An 11982-nucleotide genomic window follows, 5' to 3' on the forward strand; every position below is an offset into this window, starting at 1 on the left:
GTTAGTTTCTAGACTTTCTGAGCCACTTAAGTCAACGGCATATAAAGCGATTGAAGCAAGTTTTAGACAAAAAAAGAGTCTTTAGTCTAATCTGTCACTAATCTGTCCTTAAATCTCTTTACAGAGCCTCTCAGATACACAATATTACTGTTTAAACAATGAAATTTCTCTGTGCCGAGTTGATTTTGGCGATTTCATAGTAAAATATGTATATCATTCCGCTCACAATTGAAGAGAGGACTTACGTGGCAAAAGAAAATAAGTATGACGGTACAGAGATTAAGATTCTTGAAGGTCTTGAGGCGGTTCGTAAGCGCCCAGGTATGTATATTGGTACAACTTCAGCTTCTGGTCTTCATCACCTTGTTTGGGAGATCGTAGATAACTCAGTTGATGAGGCAATGGCTGGTTATTGTTCCAAAATCAAGGTTACCGTCCATCCTGATAACTCAATTTCTGTTGAAGATAATGGTCGTGGTATTCCTATAGACCTTCATCCCCAGAAAAAAATTCCAACTCTTGAGGTTGTTCTTACCATTCTTCACGCAGGCGGTAAGTTTGATAACGACTCATACAAATATTCTGGTGGCCTTCATGGCGTAGGTGTTTCTGTTGTAAATGCTCTTTCTAAGAAGCTTGTTGCGCAGGTTAAGCGTGACGGTAAGATCTATGAGATGGTTTTTGAGCGCGGTAAGACCATTCAGAAAATGAAGGAAATTGGTACTTCTAAGACTACAGGTACCATTATTACCTTCTGGCCAGATGACATGATTTTTGAGACCACTACGTATAACTTTGATACGCTTCGTGATCGTCTCCAGGAAACCGCATTCCTTAACAAGAATCTTAAAATTTCTCTCGTTGATGAGCGTGAGCTTACTCCTCGTCAGATTGACTTCCAGTATGCTGGCGGCATCATCGACTTTGTTAAGTACCTAAATGACGAGAAAACCGTCTTACCAGGACTTTCTCGCCCTATCTATATTGAAGGTAAGTCAGACCCTGACGCTCCAATGTCTCAGATGGGTGAGGTTGAGGTAGCTATTCAGTGGAATACTGAGTTCAGCGATAGAACGCTCTCGTTTGCAAATGGTATTTTCACTGAGGAAGGCGGAATGCACCTTGAGGGCTTCCGTACCGCTCTTACTAAGGTAATAAATGATTACGGCACTAGGCAGGGTCTTCTTAAAGAGAAAGATCCTAAGCTTGAGGGTGGCGATATTCGTGAGGGTTTAACTGCTGTTATTTCAGTTAAGCTGCCAGATCCTCAGTTTGAAGGACAGACAAAGGCAAAGCTTGGTAGTTCTTACATGAGAACTCTCACCAACAAGATTGTTACTCAGGGTCTCTCAGAGTACCTGGAAGAGCACCCAAATCAGGCAAAAGAGATTCTCAAGAAAGCATCGCAGGCTGCAAAAGGCCGTCTTGCTGCTCGTAAAGCTCGTGAAGCAACACGCCGTAAGGGACTTCTTGAGTCAGCTGCTCTTCCTGGAAAGCTTGCAGACTGCTCCGTTCGCGATGCAGAGATGACTGAGCTCTTCATCGTCGAGGGTGACTCCGCAGGTGGTTCTGCAAAGATGGCACGTGACCGTTCTATCCAGGCAGTTCTTCCACTTCGCGGAAAAATTTTGAACGTTGAGCGCGTACAGGCTCACCGCGCACTTTCTTCTGACACTATTACTTCGCTGATTACCGCTATTGGTACGGGCGTTGGAGATGAGTTTAATATTGAGAAGGCTCGTTATCACAAGATTGTCATCATGACCGATGCCGATGTTGACGGCTCTCACATTAGAATTCTTCTGCTTACCTTCTTCTATCGTTATATGAAGCCAATGATTGACGCAGGTTATATCTACGTTGCTCAGCCTCCTCTGTATCAGATTAAGCCAAAGGGTAAAAAGAACGGTAAATACATCTATACCGATGAAGAACTTGCTCTTGAGACAAAGAAGTATGAGGACAACACCAAGTACACCATTCAGCGCTACAAGGGTCTTGGTGAGATGGATCCAGAGCAGCTTTGGGCAACCACTATGGAGCCAAAGAACCGCATTCTCCTTAAGGTAACCATCGATGATGCTCTTGCAGCTGATCGCGCGGTCTCTGACCTTATGGGCAATCAGGTTGAGAAGCGTAAAGACTTCATCCAAACACATGCAAAAGACGTCCGCTTCCTGGACATTTAATGGTTTCTCGCTAAATCATTAGACAGAAAATGAAAGGGTAACTTGTGGCAGACGATAAAAATATGAATGATGATCTTTTTGGCGCAGACGAGGATCAAGGCCTTGATGCACAAAACGATATGGATGAAGAATACGAAGATGACGAGGTAGAAGAAGACTCTGACGAGTTTGACCCAGAGACTGGGGAAAATCTCATAACGGGAGAAACTTCACACATTATCTCTGATGAAGCTGGTACTCGTCTTGACCTCTCAGACATCCACGGTGGCACGCTTAAGCCAACCGATTTGTCCTCAGAGATGAAGACTTCCTTCCTCGAGTATTCCATGTCCGTTATTGTTGCTCGTGCACTTCCAGATGTTCGAGACGGTCTTAAGCCTGTTCACCGCCGTATTTTGTACGCAATGAGCGAGGCTGGCATTACGCCAAACCGTCCACATAAGAAGTCTGCATGGGCAGTCGGTGAAGTCATGGGTAAGTACCACCCACACGGTGACTTCGCAATTTATGACTCCATGGTCCGTATGTCTCAGGACTTCTCAATGAGACTTCCTCTGATTGATGGTCACGGAAACTTTGGTTCTATCGACGGCGATCCACCAGCAGCAATGCGTTATACCGAGGCACGTCTAACCAGAAGTGCTATGGAGATGCTGGCAGAGCTTAACAAGAACACCGTTGATCTTCAGTCAAACTATGATGAGTCTCTGACAGAGCCAGCTGTTCTTCCTGCTCGTTTCCCAAATCTTTTGGTTAACGGTTCTTCAGGTATTGCAGTTGGTATGGCCACCAACATTCCTCCTCACAACCTTGGTGAGGTTACTAACGCTGTCTGCATGATGATTGAGAACCCTGACGTTACCACTGAGGAGCTCATGACCGTTCTACCTGGTCCTGACTTCCCAACAGGCGGCATCATCATGGGCACTCAGGGCATCAAGGATGCCTATGAGACTGGTCGCGGTTCTATTACGGTCCGCGCAAAGGTTCACGTTGAGCAGGTCAAGAGCGGTCGCCAGCGCCTTGTTGTTACCGAGATTCCTTATCAGGTTAACAAGGGCCTTCTTCAGGAGAAGATTGCTCAGGCAGTTAACGAGAAGAAAATCGAAGGCATCTCTGACATGCGCGACGAGTCCAACCGTAAGGGCATGCGCATTGTTTTGGACCTTAAGCGTGATGCTGTTCCACAGGTTGTTCTGAATAACCTGTACAAGAAGACTCAGCTCCAGTCCAACTTTGGCATCATTGACCTGGCCTTGGTTGACGGTGTTCCTCGTACGCTTTCTCTTCGCGAGATTCTTCGTCACTACATTGATCACCAGATTGATGTTGTACGCCGTCGTACTGAGTTCGACCTGGATAAGGCTCAGAAGCGCGTCCATATTTTGGAAGGCCTTCTGACCGCAGTTGATAACATCGACGAGATTGTCCACATCATTCGCAGCTCGCAGGATGATACCGAGGCAAAGAAGCGCATGAACGAGCGCTTTGGCCTGGATGAGATTCAGGGCGAAGCAATTCTTCAGATGCGTCTGCGTCGTCTTACCGGCCTGGCACGTCAGGATCTTGTTGACGAGATCTCCCAGCTCAGGCTTGATATTGCCTACTACGAGGATCTTCTCGCCCATGAGGAAAAGATTCTGGCAGTTATTGCTGATGAGCTCCGTGAAATTTCCAACCGTTACGCCGACAAGCGCCGTACACAAATCTCCGACCAGGACATTCAGAACCTGGACGTTGAGGATCTTATCGCTGAAGAGGATATGGTTGTCACCGTTACTCACGCAGGCTACGTAAAGCGCGTTCCTGTTGAGATTTATCGCTCCCAGAAGCGCGGCGGCAAGGGCGTACAGGGCGTTTCTCTCAAAGAGAACGACTTTGTCGAGAACCTCTTTGTTGCTTCTACCCACGATTACGTGCTGTTCTTTACCAACTTTGGTAAGGTGTACCGTCTCAAGGTCCACGAGCTTCCTGTTGGTAACAGAACTACTAAGGGTAGCGCCATCATCAACGTCATCGAGACGCTTGCAGAGGGCGAGAAGGTCAAGGCAGTTATTACTACCCGCGACTTCCCAGAAGACAACTACCTGATGTTTGCTACCAAGCAGGGTATGGTCAAGAAGACCGCAATGTCTGAGTACGACCGTACCCGTAAGGACGGCCTCATTGCAATCAACCTTAAGGACGGCGACGAGCTTGTTAACGTCCGTCGTGTCCACCCAGGTGACAAGGTTGTTCTGTGCTCCTCCGACGGCAAGGCAATTCTGTTTGACGAGGCAGAGGCAAGAAGCATGGGCCGTGGTACCTCTGGCGTTCGTGGTATCACGCTCAAGGGCAATGCAACTATGCTTGGCATGGAGATTACCAACGGCAATGGCGACCTCTTTGTTATTACCGAGAAGGGCTACGGAAAGCGCACCGCAATTTCTGAGTACCCAGTCCACAAGCGTGGTGGCCAGGGCGTCTTTACCATCACAATGACGGAGAAGAAGGGTAACCTGGTTGCCTGCCGCGTTGTTGGTCCTCAGCACGAGATTATGATCATGTCCGAGGAGGGCGTTGTAATCCGCGTCAAGGCTGGCGACATCTCCAAGCTGGGCCGCTCTACGCAGGGCGTCAAGGTTATGAACCTCTCTGGTACTGACGTTGTTTCTGCTGTTGCTCGTATGGTTGCCAACAAGAAGAAGGCTCCTAAGCATGCAGAGAACCAAGGTATGCTTGATCTGATGGCTGCCGGCGCTCGTGATGCTGATGAGGCTGAGTCTGTTGACCTTGGAGATGAAGAGGAAGTACTAGACGATTCACTGCTGGATGATGACGAATAAGCATTTCAGCTATACGTAATTTGAAGAGCTCAAGGGGTAATTCCCTTGAGCTCTTTTCGTTTACCGAGAAAATCAGCGCGCTAACGGTAATGATTTTTATATAAAAGATAAGTCAGTTGTTTAAAATCCGCCATAGAGCAGGACTTATGAGAAATCCTCAGGGGAGACGTCCTCAATAAACTGGCGGAATTCCTCAAGCTCTTGGGCCTGAACGTCCTTCTCGACATCAGTAAAGTCTGGAGCAGCAGCAATTTCTAGAACGCTCTCGTCTGCAAAGATGGGAGCGTTTGTTCTGACTGCCAGCGCAATTGCGTCGGATGGGCGAGCGTCCACGTAAATATGCTCTCCCTCTTTGGAGATAAGCTCAATTTGCGAGAAAAACGTGGTGCCACGAACACCAACAATGCGTACGCTTTTAATATCCGCATCTAAAGAATCAAGAACGGAGCGGAGAAGGTCATGCGTTAGAGGTCTCTCGGTAGATTCTTGATCAATGCCAAGACTAATAGCAGATGCCTCAATGTTGCCAATCTTGATAGGAAGACTTAAAGAAGAGACGCCGCGTGGGTCATGAAGACGCAGAACAATTACGGAAGAGATAGGTCCTCCTCCGACAACAACTGTCTGTATGTCCATACGCTTCAGCGACACAAATACTCCAAATAGCACGTCTTTTATCAATCTTTGGGCAGATAGTCTACGACTCTCTGTTCTCATTTCATACCCAGTTTCAAGAAAATTTAAAACAAAACAAAAAAAGTGTTGACCTATGAGAATTATGGAGGTATTATTTTTCCCTGCGTTGGGCCTGTAGCTCAGTTGGTCAGAGCGTCCGGCTGATAACCGGGAGGTCACAAGTTCAAACCTTGTCAGGCCCACCACTTTATGTGACAATAGTCACCCCAACGTTAGCCGAGTCGCCGTTGGGGTGATTATTAAAACCTTCTGGGCCCAACCAGAAGTCAGTACGGGGAATTAGCTCAGCTGGGAGAGCGCGGGCTTTGCAAGCCTGAGGTCAGGGGTTCGATCCCCCTATTCTCCACCAAATGTTCAAGGCCAGGGATTTTCTCCCTGGCCTTTTTGCATAGCCGCAAAAATATACCGATAGCCGCCAATATCAGCCACTTATCGAATAGTTGAAATATTTTCGAAAAAATTTGAGTACGATTTACACAGGAGTATGTTCTTTTCATTGGAGCTGTGGATAACCACAAGGAGAGAAAAGAGTTCTTATGTCAAACCTTACTCGTCGAAACTTTTTTGGTGTCAGCGCAGTTGTAGCAGGTTTGGGTATCACAGCCTGCAAAAAGTCCGATTCTGATGCTGGCGAGAAGAAAGAATCTGACACCAACTCTACTGATACTGTTGGTGCACCAGAAGAGCTGGTAAAGGCAGCAAAAGAAGAGGGTAAGCTGATTGTTTATGGCTCTTGTGAGGAAGAGTACCTAAACGCAGTTTGTGCAAACTTCAAGAGCCTGTACGGCATTGATGTTCAGGCACAGCGTCTCTCAACCGGAGAAGTTGCTGCAAAGATTGAGGAAGAGAACGGTCATCCTTCAGCAGATGTTTGGTTTGGCGGAACAACCGATCCTTACAATGTCACCTCCTCAAAGGGTCTTCTTGAGCAGTATGAGCCAAAGAATGCATCACATCTTATTTCCGATAAGTTCAAGAGTACCAACAAAGACTGGTACGGAATTTATAAGGGCATTCTGGGCATTCTGTACGATAAGGATGAGCTTCAGCGCCTTAAGCTTGATGTTCCTCAGGATTACAAAGATCTTATCGATCCTAAATATAAGGGCCTTATTTGGTCTTCTAACTACAACACCGCAGGTACTGCAAAGCTGATCATCAACACTGTTATTCAGAAGTATGGTCATGACCAGGGTATTCAGTATCTTGTTGACCTTGATAAGAACATCGCTCAGTACACCAAGAGCGGTTCTGGTCCTTCCAAGGCTATCGGAACAGGCGAGTGCACCATCGGAATTGGTATGCTCCATGACGGCATTTATCAGATTGTTGATCAAGAGCATGAGAATGTTGGTCTTCAGATTCCAAGCTCTGGCGCATCATACGAGGTTGGCGCAACCGCAATCTTCAAGGGTGCTGCACATCCAAACGCAGCTAAGCTCTGGATTGAGTATGCACTTTCACCAGCATGCGTTGACCTTGCACAGAAGAATGGCTCTTACCAGTTCCTGGTAATTGACGACGCAAAGCAGCCTGAGATTGCTACTGAGTACGGCCTTGATCCAAACAACGTTATGGACTACAACTTCGAGGATGCCAAGAAGCACACCGAGCAGTATGTCAAGGACGTTATGGAAGCTCTTGGTGGCGGAGATAGCCGCTTCAAGACAGAGTAAAACCAGCGCCGTCGAGCAAACAAACAATGTTGTTGCTCAAGCTTTGAGTGGCAGATTATACTGGGTAGGCAGAGATCTGCCTACCCAGTTCCACATAGAGCTTTGCGTATAGGTTTAGTGTTTCAGAGTTAGGACCAGCATGGCAAAATCCCAGAGCGCTCGACTTGAGCGAAAAAAGCTCCTTGGCGATCCAATTTTGATAACGACCATTGTCGTTCTTATCGCCTTCTTAACCCTTTTTATTTTGTATCCACTTGCCATTCTTATGGTTGACTCTGTAGTCTCCGAAAATGGGATTAGCTTTGATGTATTTACGCGTATCTTGGCTTTGCCTTCGTTTGATCGCGCAATTACCAATACGCTCAGAGTTGGTTTTGCGGTAGGCATTTTATCAGCGCTTATTGGTCTTCTTTTTGCGTATGTTGAAGTGTACGTAAAGCTTCGCACAAAATTTATGACAGGACTTTTCCGCGTGGTTTCCATGCTTCCTGTTGTTTCTCCACCATTTGTTCTCTCGCTTTCTATGATCATGATGTTTGGTAAGAAAGGCCTGATTACTCGAGGTCTTTTGGGAATTTTTGACAACAATATCTATGGTTTCTGGGGCATTTTTATTGTTCAGACCATGTCATTCTTCCCTGTGTGCTACATGATGCTTAAGGGTCTGCTTAAAAACATTGACCCATCCCTTGAAGAAGCAGCACGTGACATGGGCGCAAGCCGCTGGAAGGTATTTACCAGCGTTACGCTTCCTCTTATTTTGCCTGGCTTGGGCAACGCTTTTCTCGTCTCATTTATTGAGTCAATCGCAGACTTTGCGAATCCAATGATTATTGGTGGTTCGTACGATACCCTGGCAACAACCATTTACCTGCAAATTACAGGCGCATATGACAAGCAGGGCGCAGCTGCTATGGCTGTTGTTCTTCTTTCCATTACGCTGCTTATGTTTGTTGTTCAGAAGTTTGTGTTGGAAGCAAAGAGTACGTCCACGCTCTCGGGCAAAGCAACGCGTGCCAGGATGCTTATTACAGACAACTCTGTTCGCATCCCGCTCACTATCCTTTGTGCGCTGGTAGCACTCTTTGTCATTGGCATGTACCTCTGCGTTCCTTATGGTTCGTTTGTTCGTTCCTGGGGCTCTAATTACGAGTTAACTACTAAATGGTTTGAGCAGGTATTTTCCAAGTACCACGGTCTGCAAGCCTTTAGCGACTCGTTCATGCTCTCGCTTATTGCAGCGCCAATTACCGCTCTGCTTTCGATGATTATTTCTTACCTGGTAGTAAAACGTCGCTTCCGTGGTCGCGGCTTTATCGAGGCTGTATCCATGCTTGCCATGGCAGTTCCTGGTACGGTTTTGGGTGTTGGTTACATTCGTGGATTCTCAAGCGGTGTCATGCACACAGGATTTTTGCAAGGCCTGTATGGCACAGGACTTATCCTGATTATTGTTTTTGTCGTGCGTTCGCTTCCTACAGGAACACGCTCGGGCATCTCGGCACTTCGACAGATTGATAAATCAATTGAGGAGTCCGCATATGACATGGGCGCTGACAGTTTTACGGTGTTTATGACCGTCACGCTGCCGCTGATTAAAGACTCGTTCTTGTCGGGCCTGGTAACGGCATTTGTTCGTTCCATCACCGCAATTTCTGCAGTTATTCTCTTGGTCACACCAGAGTTCCTGCTCATCACCGTTCAGATTAATGAGTTTGCAGGCAAGGGTTCATATGGTATGGCCTGCGCCTTTGCAACAATTCTGATTGTTATTACCTATGGCTCGGTATTGCTTATGAATTGGGCCATCAAACACTTTGGCACCAGCCGAGCACTCAAGGAGGAGTAACACATGGCTACAGAGAAAAAAGGCGTTCGCCTTGAGCACATTTCCAAGATTTATCAGGATCAGAAGACTGGCAAAGACTTCTACGCAGTTCAAGACGCTAACATCACTATTGCTCCTGGCGAGTTTGTAACACTGCTTGGTCCTTCTGGCTGCGGAAAGACTACCATCCTGCGCATGATTGCTGGTTTTGAGAGCCCTGATGAGGGAAAGATTTTCCTTGGTGACGAGCAGATTGATGAGCTCACTCCAAACAAGCGCGACACGGCAATGGTATTCCAGAGCTATGCGCTGCTTCCTCACTACAACATCTTTGACAATGTTGCCTATGGCCTCAAGCTCCGCAAAATGGACAAGGCAGTAATTCGCGAGAAGGTCCTTCATATCCTGGGTCTTGTTGGACTTGAGGGCATGGAAGAGCGTATGACCAACCAGCTTTCTGGTGGTCAGCAGCAGCGTGTTGCTTTGGCACGCGCTCTTGTTATTGAGCCAAGCGTTCTTCTCTTTGACGAGCCTCTTTCAAACCTTGATGCTAAGCTGCGCGTTGACATGCGTAACGAGATTCGTCGCATTCAGCAGGAGGCTGGCATTACTGCTATCTACGTTACACATGACCAGTCAGAGGCAATGGCGCTTTCTGACAACATCATCATTATGAAAAAGGGCGTTGTGGATCAGGTTGGCGATCCACAGACGGTTTACTATCACCCAGCAGATGAGTTTGTTGCAGACTTCATCGGAGAGTCCAACTTCCTGCATGCAACCATTGCAGACAAGCTTGATCCTGAGACGGCACTTTGCCGCTTTGAGGGCCATGAGTTTGAAGCCAGCGGATGCTCTCACCTGGATAAGGGCAAAGAGTGCTGCATTGTTCTTCGTCCAGAGTCCGCACGCCTCGCTGACGAGGGAACACTTGCCTGCGAGGTAGTGCTTTCTCGCTTCATGGGTCACTATCAGAACTACCACGTTATGGTTGGAGACACGCTCATTAAGATCACGGACTTCAATCCTCGTACCCACAAGATTTACAACGTTGGTGACCACGCCTTTGTTGACTTCACCAAAGACGAGGTTCACGTTCTATAAGCGTTTAGGTTAAAGCAGTAACGTATGGCGAGAAGATCCGTTGGTCTTCTCGCCATTTTTGTTAGATGGTTGATTTGAGCCAATTAAGCTTGCACGTGAGCAGTTTGTGGTCGGGCTCAAGCGAGGGGTCTTTGATTCTTTTAAGGAGCATTTTGCAAGCGGCATAACCCTCTTCATAGACGGGTTCAACAATAGTTGAGATGCTTTTAGCAGGTAAATCGGTCCAATCAGTGTTATTGAATCCCAACAGACCAACTTGCTCTGGAATTACCTTTTCATAGGCATGCAGCGCGCTATAGACACTCTTGAGCGCCCACTGATTTGGTACAAATACCAGCGTTTTCTTTGACGGAAGAATGTGGTTGTTAAGCCATTGCGCGATTTCAGGGATAGACAACGTGCTTTGCTCTATGGTGAGACGCTCGTAAGGTTTACTTGAGGCCTCTAGAGCATCGGTGAAGCCAGATTCTCGTTCAATCCTGGTGCGACCTTTTGGCTCTCCACCAATGATTAAAAAGTTTTCGTATCCGCGTTCAACGCAGTGTGACGCTGCTGAATAAACGCCGTCGTAGAGGTTACTTTTTATCCAGGAAGTATTAAGGGCAAGAAGGTCGCAGTCAAAATAGACAACGGGTTTTCCAACTTTAACAATTCGTCTATCTACTGCTCTGAATTGATTGGTGGGCTGGATAAGCATGCCATCTGCTCCAATTGAAAGCATTTTCTCAACCCAGTCAGCTTCAAGCGTGGGGTCAAAACGAGAATTGCAAATAATTGTCTGATATCCAGCTTCAAGAGCAGCATCTTCAATACCGTTAGTCATTTGAGCTGCCCAGGCATTAGTGTTGTCCAGGATGAGAACAGCAATAATTCCAGAGCTTTTCTTAACCATTGCTTGAGCTTGGGCGCTTGGAATATATCCCGTATTTTCGATTGCTTTTTTGATACGTTGTTTAGTTGCTTCAGACATCTTTTCAAAGTGTCCGTTAAGGTAATTCGAAACGGTAGCAATAGACACATTTGCTAATTTTGCAAGGTCAATGATAGTGGTCTTAGACATTGGCACTCATTTCACCGAAATTTTTACAAGGTACTTGCAAAATACCAACGTTAGTGAGTGTGCTGGATTTCACGTTGGTTAAACGTTTAACAAAATTCATCATAACACAAGGTAGATTAGACGTTTACCGAAATCTTCTTTCAAAAAAGATTGAAACAATGCAAAGTATGAGTTGGAAACGTACGTCGTAAAAGACGTGCTCGTGCGCCCCGCATAGGGGCTCACAACTTACTTTGCGAGAGGACATAACCATGAACGTCGTTGCTGTATGCGCTTGCACGGTTGGAATTGCTCACACCTGGATGGCAAAAGAGGCTATTGAGAAAGAGTGTGAGCGTCGCGGCTATGAATTCAAGGTAGAGGCTCAAGGCGGTTACGGTATTGAGAACGAGCTTGAACAGGACGAAGTTGACGCTGCTGACGTTGTTCTTCTCGCCATTGCAATTGGCATCGAAGGCGACGAGCGTTTTGACGAGAAACGCGATGAGGGTCGTGTTCTTACGCTGGACCCATCGCTGGCCATTGCAGATCCGGCAAAGGTTATTGATCAGGTAGTTGCGCTGGCTGAGTAGCAAGCGCATAAGTGATAACGCAAGGAAGAAGA

Annotated in this window: 8 protein-coding genes and 2 tRNA genes; 8 read left to right on the forward strand and 2 right to left on the reverse strand. The window is 46.8% G+C overall.

Annotated features, from left to right (window positions below):
• The first annotated feature begins 245 nt into the window (after window positions 1–245).
• Together gyrB and gyrA are read left to right on the forward strand one after the other, a co-directional pair.
• A complete protein-coding gene (gene gyrB, locus RWJ43_RS00965; protein WP_314006780.1) occupies window positions 246–2189 on the forward strand; it encodes a DNA topoisomerase (ATP-hydrolyzing) subunit B in 1944 nt (647 codons plus the stop codon).
• Between the two features lie 44 nt (window positions 2190–2233).
• Window positions 2234–5014 carry a DNA gyrase subunit A gene (gene gyrA / locus RWJ43_RS00970; protein ID WP_314006783.1) on the forward strand — a complete coding sequence of 927 codons (2781 nt, stop codon included), beginning with the start codon at window positions 2234–2236 and terminating at the stop codon, window positions 5012–5014.
• A gap of 144 nt (window positions 5015–5158) precedes the next feature.
• Here gyrA and RWJ43_RS00975 read toward each other — a convergent pair whose 3' ends face one another.
• A complete protein-coding gene (locus RWJ43_RS00975; RefSeq protein ID WP_314006785.1) occupies window positions 5159–5650 on the reverse strand; it encodes a bifunctional nuclease family protein in 492 nt (163 codons plus the stop codon).
• A gap of 168 nt (window positions 5651–5818) precedes the next feature.
• Here RWJ43_RS00975 and RWJ43_RS00980 point away from each other — a divergent pair.
• The 5 genes from RWJ43_RS00980 to RWJ43_RS01000 all read left to right on the forward strand — a co-directional run bounded on the left by RWJ43_RS00980 (window position 5819) and on the right by RWJ43_RS01000 (window position 10318).
• Window positions 5819–5895, forward strand: a tRNA-Ile gene (locus tag RWJ43_RS00980).
• Between the two features lie 88 nt (window positions 5896–5983).
• Window positions 5984–6059, forward strand: a tRNA-Ala gene (locus tag RWJ43_RS00985).
• A 187-nt stretch (window positions 6060–6246) separates the two neighbouring features.
• Entirely contained in the window at window positions 6247–7386 is a 1140-nt protein-coding gene (locus RWJ43_RS00990; protein ID WP_314006786.1) for an ABC transporter substrate-binding protein, read from the forward strand.
• A 139-nt stretch (window positions 7387–7525) separates the two neighbouring features.
• On the forward strand, window positions 7526–9235 hold the full coding sequence (locus tag RWJ43_RS00995; RefSeq protein WP_314006788.1) for an iron ABC transporter permease: 1710 nt from the start codon (window positions 7526–7528) through the stop codon (window positions 9233–9235).
• A 3-nt stretch (window positions 9236–9238) separates the two neighbouring features.
• Complete coding sequence (locus RWJ43_RS01000) at window positions 9239–10318, forward strand: ABC transporter ATP-binding protein (protein WP_314006790.1); 1080 nt, start codon at window positions 9239–9241, stop codon at window positions 10316–10318.
• A 61-nt stretch (window positions 10319–10379) separates the two neighbouring features.
• On the opposite strand, the gene RWJ43_RS01005 is transcribed toward RWJ43_RS01000, so the two are convergent.
• Window positions 10380–11378, reverse strand: a complete 999-nt coding sequence (locus tag RWJ43_RS01005) for a LacI family DNA-binding transcriptional regulator (RefSeq protein ID WP_314006792.1) — start codon at window positions 11376–11378, stop codon at window positions 10380–10382.
• Window positions 11379–11629: 251 nt separating this feature from the next.
• Here RWJ43_RS01005 and RWJ43_RS01010 point away from each other — a divergent pair, with 251 nt between their 5' ends.
• On the forward strand, window positions 11630–11950 hold the full coding sequence (locus RWJ43_RS01010; RefSeq protein ID WP_035427112.1) for a PTS fructose transporter subunit IIB: 321 nt from the start codon (window positions 11630–11632) through the stop codon (window positions 11948–11950).
• Window positions 11951–11982 lie beyond the last annotated feature (32 nt).

Origin of the sequence: Lancefieldella parvula (assembly GCF_963530955.1) — a bacterium.
Classification (GTDB): Bacteria; Actinomycetota; Coriobacteriia; order Coriobacteriales; family Atopobiaceae; genus Lancefieldella; species Lancefieldella parvula_A.